Origin of the sequence: Providencia sp. M-27 (assembly GCF_011077905.1) — a bacterium.
In the GTDB taxonomy this organism is placed as follows: Bacteria; Pseudomonadota; Gammaproteobacteria; order Enterobacterales; family Enterobacteriaceae; genus Providencia; species Providencia huaxiensis.
The window spans coordinates 56,295-76,903 of the sequence record NZ_JAALBT010000013.1; the positions used below are offsets into that span (position 1 = coordinate 56,295).

At 41.2% G+C, this 20,609-nt stretch carries 18 protein-coding genes, 1 other RNA gene and 1 pseudogene; 15 read left to right on the forward strand and 5 right to left on the reverse strand.

Annotated features, from left to right (window positions below):
* The first annotated feature begins 108 nt into the window (after window positions 1-108).
* From lpdA to acnB, 5 genes are all read left to right on the forward strand, one after another.
* Entirely contained in the window at window positions 109-1,536 is a 1,428-nt protein-coding gene (lpdA, locus tag G6Q48_RS16720) for a dihydrolipoyl dehydrogenase (RefSeq protein WP_102137409.1), read from the forward strand.
* Between the two features lie 297 nt (window positions 1,537-1,833).
* Window positions 1,834-3,177 carry a hypothetical protein gene (locus tag G6Q48_RS22280; RefSeq protein ID WP_241098669.1) on the forward strand — a complete coding sequence of 448 codons (1,344 nt, stop codon included), beginning with the start codon at window positions 1,834-1,836 and terminating at the stop codon, window positions 3,175-3,177.
* A gap of 7 nt (window positions 3,178-3,184) precedes the next feature.
* Window positions 3,185-3,547, forward strand: coding sequence for a hypothetical protein (locus G6Q48_RS22850; RefSeq protein WP_166267662.1), 363 nt, complete (start codon window positions 3,185-3,187; stop codon window positions 3,545-3,547).
* Between the two features lie 227 nt (window positions 3,548-3,774).
* Window positions 3,775-4,128 carry a VOC family protein gene (locus tag G6Q48_RS16735; protein ID WP_166267664.1) on the forward strand — a complete coding sequence of 118 codons (354 nt, stop codon included), beginning with the start codon at window positions 3,775-3,777 and terminating at the stop codon, window positions 4,126-4,128.
* Between the two features lie 441 nt (window positions 4,129-4,569).
* Window positions 4,570-7,167 (forward strand): bifunctional aconitate hydratase 2/2-methylisocitrate dehydratase, encoded by a 2,598-nt coding sequence (gene acnB / locus G6Q48_RS16740; protein ID WP_166267666.1) that lies wholly within the window; start codon window positions 4,570-4,572, stop codon window positions 7,165-7,167.
* Between the two features lie 62 nt (window positions 7,168-7,229).
* On the opposite strand, the pseudogene G6Q48_RS22285 reads toward acnB, so the two are convergent.
* Window positions 7,230-7,373, reverse strand: a pseudogene (locus tag G6Q48_RS22285) (VOC family protein); the annotation flags it as partial.
* 96 nt (window positions 7,374-7,469) lie between these two features.
* Between G6Q48_RS22285 and G6Q48_RS16750 the strand changes: the two are divergent.
* From G6Q48_RS16750 to G6Q48_RS16765, 4 genes are all read left to right on the forward strand, one after another.
* On the forward strand, window positions 7,470-7,835 hold the full coding sequence (locus G6Q48_RS16750) for a YacL family protein (protein ID WP_102137416.1): 366 nt from the start codon (window positions 7,470-7,472) through the stop codon (window positions 7,833-7,835).
* Between the two features lie 142 nt (window positions 7,836-7,977).
* Entirely contained in the window at window positions 7,978-8,850 is an 873-nt protein-coding gene (gene mscS, locus G6Q48_RS16755) for a small-conductance mechanosensitive channel MscS (protein WP_166267668.1), read from the forward strand.
* 224 nt (window positions 8,851-9,074) lie between these two features.
* Window positions 9,075-9,710 carry an arginine exporter ArgO gene (argO, locus tag G6Q48_RS16760; RefSeq protein ID WP_166267670.1) on the forward strand — a complete coding sequence of 212 codons (636 nt, stop codon included), beginning with the start codon at window positions 9,075-9,077 and terminating at the stop codon, window positions 9,708-9,710.
* A gap of 152 nt (window positions 9,711-9,862) precedes the next feature.
* Window positions 9,863-10,597, forward strand: coding sequence for an oxidative stress defense protein (locus G6Q48_RS16765; RefSeq protein ID WP_166267672.1), 735 nt, complete (start codon window positions 9,863-9,865; stop codon window positions 10,595-10,597).
* On the opposite strand, the gene G6Q48_RS16770 is transcribed toward G6Q48_RS16765, so the two are convergent.
* Complete coding sequence (locus G6Q48_RS16770; RefSeq protein WP_102137420.1) at window positions 10,594-11,505, reverse strand: LysR family transcriptional regulator ArgP; 912 nt, start codon at window positions 11,503-11,505, stop codon at window positions 10,594-10,596. The genes G6Q48_RS16765 and G6Q48_RS16770 overlap by 4 nt on opposite strands.
* 203 nt (window positions 11,506-11,708) lie before the next feature.
* Between G6Q48_RS16770 and rpiA the strand changes: the two genes are divergently transcribed.
* Entirely contained in the window at window positions 11,709-12,371 is a 663-nt protein-coding gene (gene rpiA, locus G6Q48_RS16775) for a ribose-5-phosphate isomerase RpiA (RefSeq protein ID WP_166267674.1), read from the forward strand.
* A 445-nt stretch (window positions 12,372-12,816) separates the two neighbouring features.
* The gene (gene serA, locus G6Q48_RS16780; RefSeq protein ID WP_004261923.1) at window positions 12,817-14,067 is read left to right on the forward strand and encodes a phosphoglycerate dehydrogenase; all 1,251 of its coding nucleotides are present in this window, start codon (window positions 12,817-12,819) and stop codon (window positions 14,065-14,067) included.
* Window positions 14,068-14,105: 38 nt separating this feature from the next.
* On the opposite strand, the gene G6Q48_RS16785 is transcribed toward serA, so the two are convergent.
* The 3 genes from G6Q48_RS16785 to zapA all read right to left on the reverse strand — a co-directional run bounded on the left by G6Q48_RS16785 (window position 14,106) and on the right by zapA (window position 15,442).
* Window positions 14,106-14,699: a 5-formyltetrahydrofolate cyclo-ligase gene (locus G6Q48_RS16785; RefSeq protein ID WP_166267676.1), complete on the reverse strand. Its 594-nt coding sequence runs from the start codon at window positions 14,697-14,699 to the stop codon at window positions 14,106-14,108.
* Window positions 14,700-14,819: 120 nt separating this feature from the next.
* A non-coding RNA gene (gene ssrS, locus G6Q48_RS16790) (6S RNA) lies at window positions 14,820-15,001 on the reverse strand.
* A gap of 111 nt (window positions 15,002-15,112) precedes the next feature.
* Window positions 15,113-15,442: a cell division protein ZapA gene (gene zapA / locus G6Q48_RS16795; protein WP_102137423.1), complete on the reverse strand. Its 330-nt coding sequence runs from the start codon at window positions 15,440-15,442 to the stop codon at window positions 15,113-15,115.
* 139 nt (window positions 15,443-15,581) lie between these two features.
* Between zapA and G6Q48_RS16800 the strand changes: the two genes are divergently transcribed.
* From G6Q48_RS16800 to ubiI, 4 genes are all read left to right on the forward strand, one after another.
* Entirely contained in the window at window positions 15,582-16,160 is a 579-nt protein-coding gene (locus G6Q48_RS16800) for a YecA/YgfB family protein (protein ID WP_102137424.1), read from the forward strand.
* Between the two features lie 190 nt (window positions 16,161-16,350).
* A complete protein-coding gene (gene pepP, locus G6Q48_RS16805) occupies window positions 16,351-17,673 on the forward strand; it encodes a Xaa-Pro aminopeptidase (protein ID WP_102137425.1) in 1,323 nt (440 codons plus the stop codon).
* A gap of 34 nt (window positions 17,674-17,707) precedes the next feature.
* Window positions 17,708-18,886, forward strand: a complete 1,179-nt coding sequence (gene ubiH, locus G6Q48_RS16810) for a 2-octaprenyl-6-methoxyphenyl hydroxylase (protein WP_166267678.1) — start codon at window positions 17,708-17,710, stop codon at window positions 18,884-18,886.
* Window positions 18,887-18,912: 26 nt separating this feature from the next.
* Window positions 18,913-20,142 carry an FAD-dependent 2-octaprenylphenol hydroxylase gene (ubiI, locus tag G6Q48_RS16815; RefSeq protein WP_166267680.1) on the forward strand — a complete coding sequence of 410 codons (1,230 nt, stop codon included), beginning with the start codon at window positions 18,913-18,915 and terminating at the stop codon, window positions 20,140-20,142.
* The last annotated feature ends 467 nt before the right edge of the window (window positions 20,143-20,609 follow it).

Here is a 20,609-nt window from a genome sequence, read left to right on the forward strand (position 1 = left end):
AGCCTTTTCAGGGTGTTAACAATTCTGTAAACTGCTCTCGGTGTGTACTTTTCCAGTGGAAGATCGTTTATTCAGCAGTACCGCTGGACAAAACAAAAAGAGGTCATGATGAGTACTGAAATTAAAGCCCAAGTGGTTGTGCTTGGTGCAGGCCCTGCAGGCTATTCTGCGGCTTTCCGTTGCGCTGACTTAGGTTTAGAAACTGTTTTAGTAGAACGTTATTCAACCCTTGGTGGTGTTTGTTTAAACGTTGGTTGTATTCCTTCTAAAGCGTTATTGCATGTTGCAAAAGTGATCGAAGAAGCAAAAGCTTTAGCAGAACACGGTATCGTTTTTGGTGAGCCAAAAACTGACATTTCCAAAGTTCGCTTATGGAAAGAAAAAGTCATTAATCAGCTGACGGGTGGTCTGGCTGGTATGGCTAAAGGCCGTAAAGTTACCGTAGTTAACGGCTTCGGTAAATTCACAGGTGCCAACACGCTGGTTGTTGAAGGTGAAAATGGTAGCACAACTATCAATTTCGATAACGCAATCATTGCTGCGGGTTCCCGTCCAATTCAATTACCATTCATTCCACATGAAGACCCACGTATTTGGGATTCAACAGATGCATTAGAACTGACTGAAGTTCCTGAGCGTCTGCTGGTTATGGGTGGGGGTATCATCGGTTTAGAAATGGGGACTGTGTATCATGCACTGGGTTCTCAAATCGATGTGGTTGAAATGTTTGACCAAGTCATCCCAGCGGCTGACAAAGATGTGGTTAAAGTATTCACCAAACAAATCAGTAAAAAATTCAATCTGCTGTTAGAAACTAAAGTAACGGCAGTTGAAGCGAAAGAAGACGGTATCTACGTTTCTATGGAAGGTAAAAAAGCTTCTGCAGAACCACAACGTTATGATGCAGTATTAGTGGCAATCGGTCGTGTTCCTAACGGTAAAAACTTGGATGCAGGCAAAGCAGGCGTTGAAGTTGATGACCGTGGCTTTATCCGTGTGGATAAACAAATGCGCACTAACGTTCCACACATCTTCGCTATTGGTGATATCGTTGGTCAACCAATGTTGGCTCACAAAGGTGTTCACGAAGGTCACGTTGCCGCAGAGGTTATCTCTGGTCTGAAACATTACTTTGACCCGAAAGTTATTCCATCCATCGCCTATACTGAGCCAGAAGTTGCATGGGTTGGTTTAACTGAGAAAGAAGCGAAAGAACAAAATATCAGCTATGAAGTTGCAACTTTCCCATGGGCTGCGTCAGGCCGTGCAATTGCATCTGACTGCTCAGAAGGTATGACTAAACTGATTTTCGACAAACAATCTAACCGTGTTATCGGTGGGGCGGTTGTCGGCGTGAACGGTGGTGAATTACTGGGCGAAATCGGCTTAGCAATTGAAATGGGTTGTGATGCAGAAGACTTAGCATTAACTATCCATGCTCACCCAACACTGTACGAATCAATCGGTATGGCTGCTGAGATTTACGAAGGTAGCATTACTGATTTACCAAACGCTAAAGCGAAAAAGAAAAAATAATTTTCTTTAATCGCATAGATAAACAGTATCTCTAGTATGCTGTTTATCAGCAAAGCGAATGAAGCCAATGTGGAAACACGTTGGCTTTTTTTGTATTTATCTAAAAATAAAGACAAAGTTTTATTTAATTCATTAATGCTTGTTTTTAATAACTAACTAAGAAATTTAGTATCTTTGATATGATTATTTAATTCAGTATTTTTATATTATTTGAATGATACTGTTTAGTTGACTATAAAAATATTAAATTTTATTTTCCTTATTGTGATATTTAAATGCTAATAAGGAAATTAGATTATGACAAATATGAGTCATGTGGATTCAATGACTGTAATAGGAACTCGATTACCTGTTGAGAATAATACCGCTTTATATTTCGGTGATGGATATTATGATGGATATAATAGTTATCTTGAAAGTTATAGACATGAAGTTTCACCTGAATGGTATCACGCTCTAAATGATTTTATGGATTACATGTCATATTGTGAATATATGGCTACTCCTATAGATATTGAGTCTTTATTAGATAAAAATGGAAAGGTTGATTTATCATCAAAAGAAAATATTGAGACTAAAAAGGAAATAATTAAAGAGCATATCGAGAAACAAAAATTATTTTTGGAAAAAGTTGAAGGATTTAATGAATGGAAATTTTTAAATAATCCAGAGAAATACCCTTTTGTACAAGAGATAATGATATCTGGCAGATTAATCAGCAAAGAGTATAAAACCTCAGCTGAGCTAGATAGCTTTTTAATTGGGTATAATGAGAATACCTATCTAGACAGTTTGAATGACAATTATAAATATGGAGATGGAGATGAAGAGATACTTGATAAGTCGGCAAGAGGAAGTATTACTTCTGTTAAATATTTACATAGCAGATTAATTAATGCCATTGATGTTAATACAGAGAATTTGAATAAACTCAACTTTACTCAAAGTAGTATATTTGCTATTCCGTCTCCGAATGTTCCTACATTACCTCATGGTGTTGGTTCAAATTCACAAGTAACACAAACAGCAGATAGCAGTATTGCAAAAGGTATCGAAAAGGCATTAGGTAATATTCGTGATGGTCTAGCGGAAACGTTTGATTGTACTTTCGGAATGAGTTGCTCAAATGATATAGATAAAGCAGCAAAAAATCCAAATGTTGGAATGGAGTTAGGGGTAGAAGAAAAAGGTGCTTTAGAGACTTCTGGTGGTAGCGTAAGTGGCACTCCTAATGGACTTGAGCCCGATGATCAAAGGCTTAAACAACAAACAATTCAAGTTTCTAATAGAAAAAATGAAATTAAAGAATTATTTGAATATGATAATAGTAGATCTGGCATTCAAATAGGAAATAGGACTTTAATTGAAACGCCAAACAAAGGTAACGCAAAGATTTTTAATGGAGCATCAGAAGTAGAAATTAAGCAGTATTTTGTTGAGTTAACAGGTAATAGAGTTTTACCGGAAGTAAGGGCTGTTCCGGGAAAAGGAAATATTTATACTGTTAAAACCCCAAATGGGAGCTTCAATCTACGTGATTTTTCTCATTCTGCAAGTGAAACAGGGAAGGCTTGGACGATTGATATTCCAAGAGGTATTGCTAAGGATGCTGCACCAGCAGAAATAAAATTTTTAAAGTGAGTCTATAATGGAAAAAACTCTACATTTTGATGAGATTATTGGTGATGCAAAAGGGCTATGGTTATCAGGGTTGTTTGGTTCCATAGTGAGTTGGAATCCAAACAAGTGTTTCTATGAACATAGGGGGATATTCTTTTCTATGATAAAAGAGTTATTAGAGAAGCAAATAATTAGATTCTGTTCTCCTGATGATCCTTTAGGCAAAAACATTCCGTATTGGAATGCTAATAGTCAAGAAATTGTTAATCATCTTGAACAATACTGGCCTGAAAATGCTAAAGCAGAGGATGATGATGACTTGAACTTCTATTTTTATGAAATGCCAGCGATTTTATGGATGGATGGATCCGGAAAATATGTGGGTTCTTAAATTTTCTATCTAAATAGGTTTAGGTCAATACAATAATTTCCTTAGATGATTCTGTAAGACCCTGTAAATAATTCTGTATATTTACAGGGTCAAATGATCTGACTTGATGATGCTCAAGGCGTAAGCAATCGCTGGTTTGGCCATTGTTTACACCTTATCTACATTTACTAACTTTCAATCATTGGTGTAAGCTAAAACAAAATAATACCTATTAATAAGAAAGCGCTATGGAACTAAAACCCACTGCAATTTTAATTCATGTCCCTGATGTTCAAGCGGGTTTGGCTTGGTATCAGCAAGCTTTTCCACAAGCAAAGGCAGAATACTTGCCTGATTTTGATTTCACCTTACTGAATGTCGGAGACTTCACGATAGAAGTGGTGCAAGCGGATGAAAAAGTTAGTGAGGGTAAAAAGGGAACGGTATTGTATTGGCAAGTCGATAATTTTGATTTGGCTTTTGAGCATTTCACTCAACTAGGGGCAAAACTGTACCGCGGGCCAATGTTAATAGATGGTAACAACCGAATGTGCCAACTTGAAGACCCGTTTGGCAATTTAATTGGTTTAAAAGGGCGGTAAAATCCATTAAAACCTTTAAAGGGATTAAAACCAATCGCAATGATTTACCTTATCAATTAGTAATATAAATAAAATTGCGATAAAAAATATAATTTGTGATAGCTGATGAAAAAAGGCACTAATTAGGGTGCTTTAAATTTTAAAATGCATTATAAAAAGTATGGTTTTTTCGGCGTTTTACGATGATTAATAGTATCTTAAGCTGAAAAATAACCAGTAATGAAGTGTTAAGGCGTAAAGTTAGTAGTTAAATGTTGCTTTCTTGTGAATGAATTAACATTACGTTTAAATTCTGCTATGCTGATCGCCCGAAGCTGGGCATAATTTTACCGCCATTGAGATTATGCGAGCAAATTCCTCTGACCTGGCACCGGATGATAATTTTGTCAGTATGGTGCAGACAGCCGGGTATACAAATTACAATGAAGCGAGGAGAACGTCGTGCTAGAAGAATACCGTAAGCACGTAGCCGAGCGTGCCGCTCAAGGGATTGTCCCTAAGCCATTAGATGCGTCACAAGTAGCTGCACTGGTAGAGTTACTCAAAAACCCACCCAAAGGTGAAGAAGATTTCCTGTTAGACCTGCTGACCAACCGCGTCCCCCCTGGTGTTGACGAAGCAGCGTACGTAAAAGCTGGATTTTTAGCCGCGATAGCTAAAGGCGAAACTTCCTCTTCTCTTATCTCCCCTGAAAAAGCCATTGAACTGCTAGGGACTATGCAGGGCGGATATAACATCCATGCACTAATTGAAGCGTTGGATGACGAAAAACTTGCGCCAATCGCCGCTAAAGCACTTTCCCACACCTTACTGATGTTTGATAACTTCTACGACGTAGAAGAAAAAGCGAAAGCGGGAAATGTTCACGCGAAACAAGTTATTGAGTCATGGGCAAATGCCGAGTGGTTCAAAGAGCGCCCTGCGTTAGCTGAAAAAATGACCGTAACTGTGTTCAAAGTGACTGGTGAAACTAACACAGATGACTTATCGCCAGCCCCTGATGCATGGTCACGTCCAGATATCCCATTACACGCATTAGCAATGCTGAAAAACGCACGCGATGGTATTGAACCAGACGATGCGGGTAATGTTGGCCCAATCAAGCAAATTGATGCGCTGAATAAGAAAGGTTTCCCACTAGCTTACGTGGGTGACGTTGTCGGTACTGGTTCTTCTCGTAAATCAGCGACTAACTCCGTGCTATGGTTTATGGGTGACGATATCCCATTTGTGCCAAATAAACGTGGCGGTGGGGTAGTATTGGGCGGCAAAATTGCACCCATCTTCTTTAATACAATGGAAGATGCGGGCGCATTACCAATTGAAGTGGACGTTTCTAAACTGAATATGGGGGATGTGATTGACATCTATCCATTTAAAGGTGAAGTGCGTAACCATGAAACGGGTGAGCTACTCGAAACATTCGAATTAAAAACAGATGTGCTGATTGACGAAGTCCGTGCGGGTGGTCGTATTCCACTGATTATCGGCCGTGGTTTAACCAGCAAAGCACGTGAATCTCTGGGCTTAGAAGCAACAGATGTATTCCGTCACGCGAAATCCGTTGCACAAAGCAACCGTGGTTTCTCATTAGCACAAAAAATGGTTGGTCGTGCTTGCGGTCGCCCAGGTATTCGCCCTGGTGAATACTGTGAGCCAAAAATGACCTCTGTAGGTTCACAAGATACAACTGGCCCAATGACCCGTGATGAGCTGAAAGACTTGGCTTGTCTTGGTTTCTCTGCAGATTTGGTTATGCAGTCATTCTGCCACACTGCTGCGTATCCAAAGCCTGTTGACGTCACAACGCACCATACTTTACCTGATTTCATCATGAACCGTGGTGGTGTTTCTCTGCGTCCAGGCGATGGTATTATTCACTCTTGGTTAAACCGTATGCTATTACCTGATACCGTCGGTACAGGTGGTGACTCACATACGCGCTTCCCAATTGGTATTTCATTCCCTGCGGGTTCTGGTTTGGTCGCATTTGCTGCAGCAACAGGGGTGATGCCTCTGGATATGCCTGAGTCAGTACTGGTTCGTTTTAAAGGTGAAATGCAGCCGGGTATCACATTACGTGACCTTGTTCATGCAATCCCACTGTATGCAATCAAAGATGGTTTACTGACCGTAGAGAAAAAAGGTAAGAAAAACATTTTCTCTGGCCGTATCTTAGAAATCGAAGGTTTGCCTGAGCTGAAAGTTGAACAAGCGTTTGAATTAGCGGATGCGTCAGCAGAGCGTTCAGCAGCGGGTTGTACTATCAAATTAGATAAAGCGCCAATTATCGAATACCTGCAATCGAATATCGTTCTATTAAAATGGATGATAGCAGAAGGCTATGGTGATCGTCGTACTATTGAACGCCGTATCAAAGGGATGGAAAACTGGTTAGCAGATCCACAACTGCTAGAAGGTGATGCAGATGCGGAATACGCAGCAGTCATTGAAATTGACCTGAATGACATCAAAGAGCCAATTCTGTGTGCACCAAATGACCCAGATGACGCACGTTTATTGTCTGATGTTCAAAACGAGAAAATTGATGAAGTCTTCATCGGTTCTTGTATGACAAACATTGGCCACTTCCGTGCAGCAGGTAAGTTATTGGATTCCCACAAAGGCCAATTACCAACGCGTTTATGGGTTGCGCCACCAACTAAGATGGACGCAGCACAATTAACTGAAGAAGGTTACTACAGCGTCTTTGGTAAGAGTGGTGCGCGTATTGAAGTTCCAGGGTGTTCACTGTGTATGGGTAACCAAGCACGTGTAGCTGATGGAGCGACGGTCGTTTCCACTTCAACGCGTAACTTCCCGAACCGTTTAGGGACAGGTGCGAATGTTTACCTCGCATCAGCAGAACTGGCAGCGGTAGCCTCTTTATTAGGTCGTTTACCAACACCAGCAGAGTATCTGCAATTTATGGATAAGGTCGATGAAACAGCAGCGGATACCTACCGTTACTTGAACTTTGACCAGTTATCACAATATACCGAAAAAGCGGATGGCGTGATTTTCCAAACAGCCGTGTAACAAGGTAATATTAATCATGGAGGCTCCTAATGTTAGGGGCCTTTTTTAATTGGGTGTATTCGCTAAATATATTCAGAAATTTCGATTAAATTTAAATCGACATCACGTAAGTAAATAGATCTAATTGCTCCAGTAGCACCAGTCCGATTCACCGGCCCTTCGATAATTTTTATACCTTGTTGTTCAATATGCTTTTGCACGTCATTACTCAATTTTATTTTTTCTGTTGGTAATACCTCTCAACAAAGCGGTTTGACTCGCGTTATACTAGCGTCAATAACGCAAGAGTAGAGGGACTGCATATGGACTACCAATTTTTCCAAGATATCACCGGAGCTATCTCCGCTAAATTCTCGATGGATCATGAGGCTATTGGATATTGGCTTAATGAAGAGGTCAAAAATGACCTTAGTCTGTTAGATGCTATTGAAGAAAATTACGAAAAAATCAAAGGCAGTGAAAAACAATGGGAGCTTATTGGCCACGAATATACATTGTTGCTTGATGATGAAGAAGTGATGATCCGCGCCAACCAATTATCATTTGAAACTGAAGGGTTGGAAGAAGGAATGAGTTATTATGATAATGAAAGTGTTGCATTTTGCGGCACTGATGACTTCTTATTAATGCTAAAGGATTATCGAATTTTTGTTATAGAAAATAGATAGAATAATTTTATTTAGTGATTTGTTTTGTGTTTTAATAAATCATCGCTATTATTTGCAATGTACGGCCAGCCATTAAACGTTTTTTTAAAGATTTACTGGTTGGGGTTAATATTGATAATTGGATCCTAAAGGGTATATATATATGAATACTGATGATGTTACAGGCGCGTTGAATGATGCAACGAATTGGTTTGTGGCAAACCAAGATCTGTTAGTTCAGTATGCTGTGAATATCGTGTCTGCAATTGTTATCTTGATTGTCGGGATGATGATTGCAAAATGGGTTGGGCGTGGTTTACATCGCGTGATGACCATGAAAGGTATTGATTCAACAGTCAGTGACTTTTTATCAGCGATAGCACGTTATACCATTGTTGCATTCACCTTCATTGCGGTATTAGGGAAAATTGGCGTACAAACTGCTTCTGTGATCGCGGTAATGGGTGCGGCCGGTTTAGCTGTTGGCTTAGCATTACAAAACTCGCTGGGTAACTTTGCGGCAGGTGTGTTGCTGGTGGTATTTAGGCCACTAAAAGCGGGGGAGTATGTCTCAATCGGTGCTGTTGAAGGCACTGTGCAAAATGTACAAATATTTTCAACGACGTTAAGAACCGCAGATGACCGTATTATTGTTATTCCTAATGGGAAGATAATTGCTGATAACATCATTAATACCAGTCGTGAGCCTAATCGCCGTCAAGATATTATTGTGGGTGTTGCTTATGATTCTGATATTGATGTGGTGAAAAAAGTATTAGGTGATATCGTCGCTGCGGATAGCCGTATTCAGCATGCTAAAGGCGTCACTATCCGTTTACATGATATGGCTCCGTCATCATTAAATTATTTAGTGCGTTTTTGGACCACTAACGGTGATGCATGGCCTGTATATTGGGATTTGCTAGAAGAGTTTAAGCGCGCTCTGGACAAACATAATATTGGTATCCCATTCCCACAAATGGATGTTCATGTTCATAAGCAAAATGCGCCTATCAAGCAAGATGCTGCAGAGTAATATTTAGAAAGTCATATTCAGCAGTTTCACTGAAAATAAGAGCCTGTCTTCGATGGGCTCTTATTCATTTCTCACTCCTATATTTCCACCCCGATATTTTTCTTACCGATGCATTTTTGGTTATAAGTGATACTTATGACCCATTAGACTTAATCATTTCCACTAATAATTTTTTATCGCTAATATTCATGCATATTAATTGAATAAAAAATTGGAATTAATGCATGTTTTCGATCTATTTACAGGGTGCGCTATTAGGTGCTGCAATGATATTACCTTTAGGACCACAGAACGCATTTGTCTTACAGCAAGGAAGCCGAAAGCAGTTTCATTTAATGAGTGCATTATTATGCGCTTTAAGTGATACCGTTTTAATTATCGCAGGTGTGTTTGGTGGCAGTGCTTTACTCAGCCAGTCTGAAATATTAATGCAATTGATCACGTGGGCTGGCGTAGCATTTCTTATGTTGTATGGCTATGGTGCGTTTCGTACAGCGCTCAGCCCTGATGAGGTCATACTTCAAACGGAAAGCCGGGCTATCACAAGGTGGAAAGTGATTGTTACACTGTTTGCCGTCACTTGGCTGAATCCTCATGTTTATTTAGACACCTTTGTGGTTCTAGGTAGTGTCGGTGGACAGTTAGAAAACCAGTTACGACCTTGGTTTACGGCTGGAGCACTAACGGCGTCATTTGTGTGGTTCTTTGCATTGGCGATACTTGCTGCTTGGTTTTCACCCGTGTTAAATAAACCGCGTTCACAGCGCATTATTAACATTTTCGTGGGGAGTGTGATGTGGTTTATTGCATTTCAACTTGCGATACAGGGGCTTAAGGGACTCGGTTTGATTTCTCAATAACAATATATCTTCAACAGACAAGCAATAAAGTTCAATTTCTCATTATTCTGACTGTACTTTTTGTTTCATGTGTTACTGTTAAATTGAGCTCAGGGATAGTTTATTACCAATTATCCCTTTTTTAGCGATAAATAATTTTCTTGGGAGGTTCTGTGAAATTAAAATCTTTAGTTTTAGCTGCGATGGTAGCAGGTGCTGCGGTTCCTACCATGTCTTTGGCTGACCCGTTACCCAATGGCCCACACATTACAACTTCGGGTAATGCAATAGTGAAAGCGACTCCAGATATGGCGACGCTGAACATTCTTGTGACAGTCACTGCAAAAGATGCGGCAGCTGCGAAAGCTGGCGTCGATAAGCGAGTTGCAGAGTATTTTGAGTTTCTTAAGAAAAATGGCATTGAAAAAGAAGATATCAACGCGGCAAATGTGCGAACTCAGCCTAAATATGATTACAGTAGCGTGAAGCAAAAATCAACCATCGAAGGCTACACGGCAACACGTTCTGTTGAAGTGAAAGTGAAGAAATTAGACCAACTTAATGTCTTGTTAGATGGTGCTTTAGCCGCAGGTCTCAATGAAATCAACTCAGTACAGTTTGGTGTGGCTAACCCGCAACAGTATCGTGATGAAGCACGGTCTCAAGCGATTAAAAATGCGACAGAACAAGCCAATATCTTAGCAAAAGGCTTTAATGTCCAGTTAGGTCCTGTGTATAGCATTAACTATAATGCGCCAGCTGCGGTGCCATACCCAATGGCTGCAAGAAATTATGGTGGGGCGATGAAAGCCTCTGTTGCTCAAGACCTCAAGATTGATGAGACCTATGAACAACAGAGTATTGATTTTAATGACCAAGTCGATGTGGTATTTGAATTAAAACGCTAGCTTTTTGCGGGTTCATCTTCTTGTTTTAACATCTGGCGCCCCGTTTTTAATAGGGCGTCAGTCACATTTTTCATTGTACGGCTTTCAGGTGCGAAGCGGTGCCAGTAGAGCATCCGCCGCTGACATAACCCCGGGGTTAAATCAACCAATTCACCATTCGCTAATTCACTGGCTATCTGCAAATGTGGGATCATACAGCAGGTAGAACCTTGTTTCGCTAACTGCACAAAGGCTTCCGAGGAGTTCACGATATGGCATGGAACACTGCCCGGTGACAAACCAAAGTTTTGTTGTACGAAGGCTTGGTGCATATCGTCTAGATGGTCGAAAGCAACCGCAGGTGCTTTTAATAACGAAGAGCGAGTCACACCATCAGGGAAGTATTTTGCCGCAAAGCCAGGTGACGCAACAAAAATATAGTCCAGTGCGCCAAGTTTATCGACTAAACAACCCGGTAAGGCTTGGGGTTGAATACTGATAGCGCCGACCACCTCGCCGCGTCTTAAACGTTCTTGAGTCCGTGTTTCATCTTCAACCTGAATGTTTAGCCGAATAGGGCTATTGCCTAATACAGGGTTTAGGGCAGGAAGAAACCAAGTTGCCAAGCTGTCAGCGTTGACGGCAAGTGAGAGTAACAACGGGGTTGAGCCACTATTTTCATCACCTAACCATTGCTCTTCTAATAATTCAACTTGATGAAGCAGTGCTAGCAGTTTTTGCCCTTGTTCAGTTGGGTGCGGCGGAACGGTACGCACAAGTAGTGGTTGCCCAAACAGGTTTTCTAACTGCTTTATACGTTGTGACACAGCAGATTGCGTGATGCAGAGCTTTTGAGCCGCACGCTCAAAGCCGCGTTCACGGATAACGGCATCCAGTGCTTGTAATGCGCGATAGTCAGGGCGCTTCATCAAAAAAATCTCCTTGTTGTTATTCTACCAAGCACTATGCCATATTTTTACACGCAACACTTAAAAATATTATTGTTGTGGCGTAAATCCCAAGAACCGTGACATAAATACAGCGAACAAAGCTGCAACTTATTGGGTGTCCGGTATATACTAGTTATTAATAACCTTAATCACGACTCAATTAAATCTTAAAAGGCATGAGTATGACTCAGGACGAATTAAAAAAAGCGGTAGGTTGGGCAGCACTTGATTACGTAAAACCGGGCACTATTGTTGGTGTTGGAACGGGTTCAACGGCTTCACACTTCATTGATGCATTAGCCACAATGAAAGGCCAAATAGAAGGTGCGGTATCAAGCTCAGAAGCATCAACTCAAAAATTAAAATCACTGGGTATTACAGTATTTGATTGTAATGAAGTGGATTCATTAGATGTTTATGTTGATGGCGCTGATGAAGTTGACCACCATATGAATATGATCAAAGGCGGTGGTGCGGCTTTAACACGTGAAAAAATTGTTTCCGCAATTGCAAAAACCTTTGTCTGTATCGTTGACCAATCTAAGTTAGTTGATGTACTAGGTAAATTCCCACTGCCTGTTGAAGTGATCCCAATGGCGCGTAGCTATGTGGCACGTGAATTGGTTAAACTGGGTGGTACGCCAGAGTACCGTCAAAATGTGATTACAGACAACGGCAATGTGATTTTAGATGTCCATAATTTAAATATCGTTGACCCTGTGACATTAGAAAATACGATTAATGGGATTGCGGGGGTTGTGACCGTTGGGTTATTCGCCAATCGCGGTGCTGATGTTGTATTGATGGGGACTGCAAACGAAGGCGTTAAAACCATCAAGTTATAATCTATATCATATTTAATTATTCCAATAAGCCAGTGGAGTTATACCCGCTGGTTTTTTTGTTTTACTGGTATTTTGTCATTAGTCTATGATTTGATAGAAGCTAAATTAATTAACCAGTTTTATAAATATCATCAATTTGAAATTTATTTTATTTTTTTTAATGTCTGGCTATTTTGGTGATATATCTCACACAAATAGGCATTGTACAGGAAAAATCCTTATTTTGTGTTACCACCCCTGATTTTCTACCATTTTACTTCTTTTTCTTCGCGCTTTTTAGCATCCATTAAGCAAACGGTTGTATTGCTACTGCGCTATTTTTTGCTATGTTGGTATACGCTTCATAGCTCAAGGTAGATGGATGTTATCTCTCTTGAGCTATGTTAGGCAAACACATAGGTTCATCTGTTATAAATCTTAAGTACGTTCACGATAGGGTAGGGAAATGGTTAAGGTATCTTTGCAAAAAGACAAAATTAAATTTTTACTGCTAGAAGGTGTGCACCAAAGTGCGGTTGATAACTTAAAAGCCGCGGGCTACACCAACATTGAATATCACAAAAGTGCGTTATCCGACGAAGAATTAAAAGAAGCGATTAAAGATGCACGTTTTGTAGGTATCCGTTCCCGTACTCATCTTACTGAAGAAATTTTCGCTGCAGCAGAAAAACTCGTTGCAGTGGGTTGCTTTTGTATTGGCACCAACCAAGTTGATTTAGATGCTGCGGCAAAACGCGGTATCCCTGTATTTAACGCGCCATTTTCAAATACACGTTCCGTTGCAGAAATGGTATTAGGCCAATTATTACTTTTACTACGTCGTATTCCTGAAGCCAATATGCAAGCACACCGCGGTATTTGGGAAAAACAAGCTAAAGGCTGTTTTGAAGCGCGTGGTAAGCGTCTTGGGATTGTTGGATATGGCCACATTGGTACTCAGTTAGGGATCTTAGCTGAAGGTATCGGTATGAATGTTTTCTTCTATGATATTGAAAACAAACTGCCTTTAGGTAATGCAACTCAAGTTCGTTCTTTAACTGAACTTCTGAACATGAGCGATGTGGTTAGCTTACATGTGCCTGAAACCCCAAGTACGAAGAATATGTTTGCTAAAGAACAATTCGACCGTATGAAGCCTGGCTCTATATTCATTAACGCATCACGTGGAACAGTCGTGGATATCCCTTCACTGGCAGCCGCGTTGGAAAGCAAGCATTTATCAGGTGCTGCGGTGGATGTATTCCCAAGTGAACCCGCTGCGAACAATGACCCTAATGACCCATTTATCTCTGAATTGATTAAGTTCGACAATGTGATTTTAACACCGCACATTGGGGGCTCGACAGAAGAAGCTCAAGAAAATATTGGGTTAGAAGTGGCAAGTAAACTGGCTAAGTATTCAGATAATGGTTCAACATTATCTGCGGTTAACTTCCCTGAAGTTTCTTTGCCAGTGCATACTGAAGATACCAACCGTTTCTTGCATATTCATGAAAACCGTCCAGGTATTTTGAATAGCATCAACCAAGTCTTCACGGAAAATAACATTAACGTTGTCGGCCAGTACTTACGTACATCAGGCAACGTAGGTTATGTGGTTATTGATGTATTAATGCAAACGCCAAACCAAACAGATGAAGCACTCCAGAAATTAAAAGATTTACCTGGAACCATTCGTGCGCGTTTACTGTTCTAAGTAACGCTAAAAAGTGTGTGAAATGATGGCGCGGGTGTTTATGACCAGCGCCATATTTTTTGCGGTGTAATAATTTCGGGTAAAGGAATATCCCAATGAGCTATGGGGAGTTTTTCTACTTGCTGGCAATTATGGGCAAGGCCAATGGGATAAAACCCGGTTTGTTGCCAATTAGCAAGCGTTCTATCATAAAACCCACCTCCCATCCCTAACCGTTGCCCTTGAGTATCAAATGCCACTAATGGGATAAGCATGATATCCAATTTTTCGAGTGGTAGCACATCTCTGACATCAAGCGGTGGCTCATCAATATTAAATCGATTTTTAACGAGTTGGCTATCGGGGCGATAGTGAAGAAACAATAAATGGTGGCGACTAAAGGGGTGCAAAACAGGGAGATAGACTTGTTTACCTTCAGCCCAGAGCGCATGAATGAGTGGCCTTGTGTCAATTTCGCCATCAAAAGAAAGAAACAAAGCAATAGTGTTGGCTTGTGCAATTTTCGGGTGGCTTAATGCATTATGCATGAGTTGTTCTGCTGCGTCATATTGCTGCTGAGCGCTTAATTGACGACGTGCTTGACGGATTGTTTGACGTACCTGCTGGCGTTGTGTCGAGAGGGAGTCTTGCATGTGATAACCTGTTGTATATGCGATAAAAAACAGTTAACCAAGAAAGTAAATTACTTAAAGTATATCGCAAGATGAGAGGTTATGTAGGAAACAAATGAAAAATAAGCAGGAACTTAATTGGGGGTCTCCAAGATGCCGTTGTAGGCTGTAACCCTTGAACCCTTGGTTCAAGGTGAACGCAGTTTAGCAACCTTTAGGCTTCCTGAGCGAATCAGGCATGCTCACCAGCGCCATAACCACATTCTGTTTAGTTGAAATATCGGCTCAGGGGACTCGCCCACTCACGCGCATCTCAGAGAAATTTGGTTTGAGAACTTATCGTTACTCAGTGATTTCATTGTACGAAACTAGATTTAAAATGCAACCTTAATTTTGTATATTTTTTTCTACTAGTGTCTGATTAATAAGCAGATTTACTCTAGGGGCAATACCTGCCTCTCAGTAATTTTCACCTGATCGTGCAACGCTTGTTCGATTGTGAGCTGCAACATTTTTATTTTCTCTTCCATATTATAAGCATAATCACGCGTTTTTGTCTTTTCTTGTGCTAATTCGTGACAGACGTTCAATGCTACAATAAAAATAAGTTGTTCCGTGTTGGTCACACCGCTTCTATCTTTCAGATTTTGCAAGCGTTGTTCTAATTCTTTAGCCGACTCAAGAAGGGCTTCTTTTTGTTCTGCTGGGCAATTGACTCGCATTGAGCGCCCGAAAATCTGGATGTCGACAGGTTGTGCGGACATTATACCTCCATACTGAATAATACTCGCCGTAAATACATCATATTTGGCGCAATTAATAGATAAGACAAAAGCATACTGGTCTAGCGGCTATCCTTGATGGTAGCATATCACGAATCATAAGCTAACATGACGAATTCAGATGTCTATACAAAAATCTTTACCAAACTATGAATCACTGGACAAATTACTGCAACAGCACTCAATCGCACTTACTGCTGCGGAGATCCATGGTCTAATAACTGGGTTGATCTGTGGCGGGGGCCGTGACCATAGCTGGCAAACGTTGGTCCATGACCTTGCTAACGATGGCTTAGCGTTTCCACAAACGGTTTCGCAGCCACTGCGAGAGCTCTTCGATACCACATTCGAAGCACTTGATGACAGCGAATTTGCATTTACTATGCTATTTCCTGACGAAGACGCTTCTGTTTTTGACCATGCTGATGCGCTAGCTGGCTGGGTAAATCACTTTTTATTAGGTGTCGGGGTTACACAACCGAAACTGGCTGATAAAAAAGAGATAAGCGAAGTTATCACAGATTTACGCAATATTGGTATGCTTGGTTATGACGAAGACGAAGACCAAGAAGAACTTGAGCAAGCGTTAGAAGAAGTGGTTGAGTATGTCAGGGTGGCGGTGCAATTATGTTACATTGCGTTGATTGAGCCGACTAAAGGCCCAACAGCCGTGGAAAATGATAAACCGGTTCTTCATTAATTTCTATTAATGTGAGTTTTCAAAGCACTTAACTTTATCAATCAATATTTTATTATTGATAAATTAAGTGCTTGAAAGCGTGATGTATCCAGATTTAAGTCATTTCGCCAGTGTATGTTGCTATGTGATTGGTTAAACACAAGCAATATATTCAGCAATCTAATTATTCTGATAATAAGGCAAAAACGGTATGAATAAACAGGAATTTATTTCTCGTCGCAATGCATTATTGGCTCAAATGCAATCAGGCAGTGCTGCAATTATTTTCTCTGCGCCTTCAGCACAACGTAATGCGGATTGCGAATACCCGTATCGTCAACACAGCGATTTTCTTTATTTAACGGGGTTTAGTGAGCCAGAAGCTGTATTAGTCCTGATTAAAAGCGATGAGAAACATAGCCATACTGTTCTTTTTAACCGTGTCCGTGATTTAACTGCTGAGATTTGGTTTGGTCGCCGCCTTGGGCAAGACGCCGCACCTGAAAAATTAGGTGTTGATAAAGCGTTACCTTTCAATGAAATAGAAGAGCAACTTTATCAATTACTAAATGGCCTCGACGTGGTTTATCATGCACAAGGTGAGTTTGCCTATGCCGATAAATTGGTATTTGATGCCTTAGATATTCTACGTAAAGGTAGCCGTCGTAACTTACGAGCGCCACAAACATTGGTCGATTGGCGGCCGATTGTCCATGAAATGCGTTTATTTAAGTCGGAAGAAGAAATTAATACCCTGCGTATGGCTGGGCGAATTTCTGCTCTAGCACACGTCAGAGCTATGGAAACTTGCCGACCGAATATGTATGAATACCAACTTTGTGGTGAGTTAGAACATGAATTTACTCGCCATGGTGCACGTTTTCCTTCGTACAATTCCATTGTAGGTAGTGGTGAAAATGCCTGTATTTTGCATTACACCGAAAATGAGAGCCTAATGAAGGATGGCGAATTAGTCTTAATTGATGCGGGTGCAGAGTTTGAAGGTTATGCAGGGGATATCACACGGACTTTCCCTGTTAATGGCAAATTTAGCCAAGCACAACGAGAAATTTACGATATCGTCCTTAAGGCGTTAAATACCGCGTTAGCGCTATATCGTCCGGGAACCAGTATCCATGAAGTGACTCGTGAAATTGTTCGTATCAAAACTGAAGGCCTGGTCGCACTTGGAATTTTACAAGGCGATGTGGATCAATTGATCGAAAACAAAGCATATCATCCATTCTTTATGCATGGTTTAAGTCATTGGTTAGGGTTAGATGTACATGACGTAGGTTTTTACGGCACAGACCGAGACCGTATACTTGAAGTGGGGATGGTATTAACTGTCGAACCTGGTTTATATATTGCTCCAGATGCAGATGTGCCGCCACAATATCGCGGTATTGGTGTACGTATCGAAGATGATATTGTGATCACCGAAAACGGAAATGAAAACTTAACGGATTTAGTCGTGAAAGACCCTGATGAAATTGAAGCTCTAATGGCGGCTGCAACGCACAATTTAGGGTAGCTGTCAGTCATCATAGAAAGGTAATAAACAACGCATGAATGTGATCATCGTGGGGGGCGGTATGGCGGGTGCAACATTAGCACTGGCGATATCATCCCTTAGCCAAGGAAAATTATCGGTTTCACTAATCGAGGCAGCTTTGCCTGATGGCAAACATCCGGGATTCGACGCACGTGCGATTGCGTTAGCCCACGGTACTTGCCAGTCATTAGCAAAAATAGGCGTTTGGTCCGCTTTAGCGGATTGTGTGACCCCCATTAATCATGTTCATGTGTCTGATAGAGGCCATGCTGGTTTTGTGAATATCGCTGCCGATGATTATCATATCGATGCTCTAGGCAATGTTATTGAACTACACGAAGCGGGCGCCCGTCTGTTTTCATTGTTACGTAAAGCGCCCGGAGTCACTCTTTATTGCCCTGCAAAAGTAGAAAATGTTCATCGTGAACAAGATGCCGTTACGGTCACCTTGGATAATGGAGATAAGGTGACAGGAGAATTACTGATTGCTGCGGATGGCAGCCATTCTGCGATTGGCAAAGCCTGCCATATGCAATGGCAACAGGACGATTATGGGCAAGTGGCCATTATTGCCAATGTGAAAACTGCTATTGACCCAAAAGGCCAAGCCTTTGAGCGCTTTACTGAATTCGGTCCTTTGGCATTATTACCCATGTCACAAGGGCGCAGTTCTTTAGTATGGTGCCATCATCAGGAGCAGGCCGAAGACATCAATGCGTGGGATGATGAAACATTTATTAGTAAGTTACAGCAAGCGTTCGGCTGGCGGCTAGGCGAAATCGTCATGGCCGGTAAGCGTCATTGTTATCCGCTGGTATTACGTAAAGCGCTTAACCCAGTTAGTCACCGAGTCGTGTTAGTGGGGAACGCTGCTCAGACCCTGCATCCTATTGCGGGGCAAGGCTTTAATTTAGGTATCCGTGACGTGATGCAATTGGCTCATATTGTGGTAGAGGCAAACGCGAAGGGGCAAGATATCGGTCGTTATTCGCTACTAAGCCAATACCAGCAAGCTCGGGTACAAGATAGAGACAAAACGGTTACGATAACCGACGGTTTGGTTCGTTTATTTGCGAATCGCTGTTTACCGCTTATTGTCGGGCGTAACTTAGGTTTAATGGCAATGGAAATGTTGCCACCAGCTCGTGATGTTTTGGCTCGCCAAACATTGGGCTGGGTTGCACACCAATAACCACGAAATAAAGAGGAATAAAAAATATGCAATCATTTGATGTGGTTATCGCCGGTGGTGGTATGGTTGGGTTAGCGCTCGCTTGTGGGCTTGAGGGGAGTGGGCTACGTGTTGCGGTCATTGAAAATCATCCACCGCAGGTGCCATTCAGTGCAGCAGAGCCACATGCATTAAGGGTATCTGCCATTAATGCGGCAAGTGAGAAGTTACTGACCCACTTAGGTGTATGGTCAACCATTAAAGGAATGCGAGCTTCTGCTTATAATGGCATGGAAGTTTGGGATAACGACAGTTTTGGGCGAATTACGTTTACTGCTCAAGAACGTAACCTAACGCATTTAGGGCATATTGTTGAGAACAATGTTGTACGTGATGCCCTATGGCAAAAAGCATCGCAACTTCGCGATGTGACATTATTAGCCCCCGCAACGATTAAAAAAGTGGTGTGGGGGGAAAACGATGTTTTCATTACATTAGATGATGAAAACATGTTAACAGCGCGGTTAATTGTGGGGGCTGACGGGGCAAACTCGTGGTTGCGTAGCCATGCAGATATCCCATTAACCTTTTGGGATTATGAACATACCGCGTTAGTTGCTACGATCCGAACTGAAAAACCTCACGAAGGCGTTGCTCGCCAAGCTTTTGATGGCGAAAGTATTTTGGCATTTTTACCATTAAGTGACCCACATCTTTGTTCGATTGTCTGGTCTCAACCGGCTACTGAAGCAGCAAGGCGCAAGTCTTTAGAACCTGCTGATTTTAATAAAGAACTGGCGGTTTCGCTTGATGTTCACCTTGGCCTTTGCCAAGTTGAAAGTGACCGATTAACTATTCCTCTTACGGGGCGCTATGCAAGGCAATTTGCGGCTCAACGTTTAGCGCTGTTAGGGGATGCGGCACATACCATCCATCCATTAGCAGGCCAAGGGGTTAACCTTGGGTTTATGGATGTCGCCATGCTAATCGGTGAAATTAAACGTTTGCACCGTGAAGGTAAAGATTTTGGTCAATATTTATACTTGCGTGATTACGAGCGCAGCCGTAAACACAGTGCAGCACTGATGTTAGCGGGCATGCAAGGTTTCCGTGAGTTGTTTGATGGTAATAACCCTGCGAAGAAATTGCTCCGTGATATTGGGCTTGTCTTAGCGGACAGTTTGCCGGGGGTTAAACCGCAATTATTAAACCATGCGATGGGGCTATTTGATATGCCTAAGTGGTTGGAACAATTACAAGTCGAAGACACCCTCTAAATCCTTTTCTCAAAAGGCACAGTTCATAAAATTGTGCCTTTTTCTTATATCAAAATACAGAGCGTCATTATTGAACTCTGCATAAAAATAATTCTTATTATTACGTTTTAGTATAAAAAGCGGAACTTTCCCTTTCCTTCATGACTGAAAAAAACTAATTACATTCATTTTTCGCATTAGTTTTATTTATATTGCTGTGATGGATTTTATTGGCAAAGCTATCATTCAAATTCTGTTTTTGGTTATATTTTGCGCCATTTGACCCTGTATGTAAGGATTTTGAGTGATCATTCTCAATTATTTAACAAAAAGCGCTGGCAAAATCAGAGCGCAATCAGTAATACAGAGGAATGGTAGCCCTATTTTTTTTTATAGGATAGAACAGCAAACAGTGGTAGGTTTTTAAAAAGTTATCGTTTGCGTTGGGTTAAAATTACCAAGGTATTTTGTTGTAGATGGGTAATTTT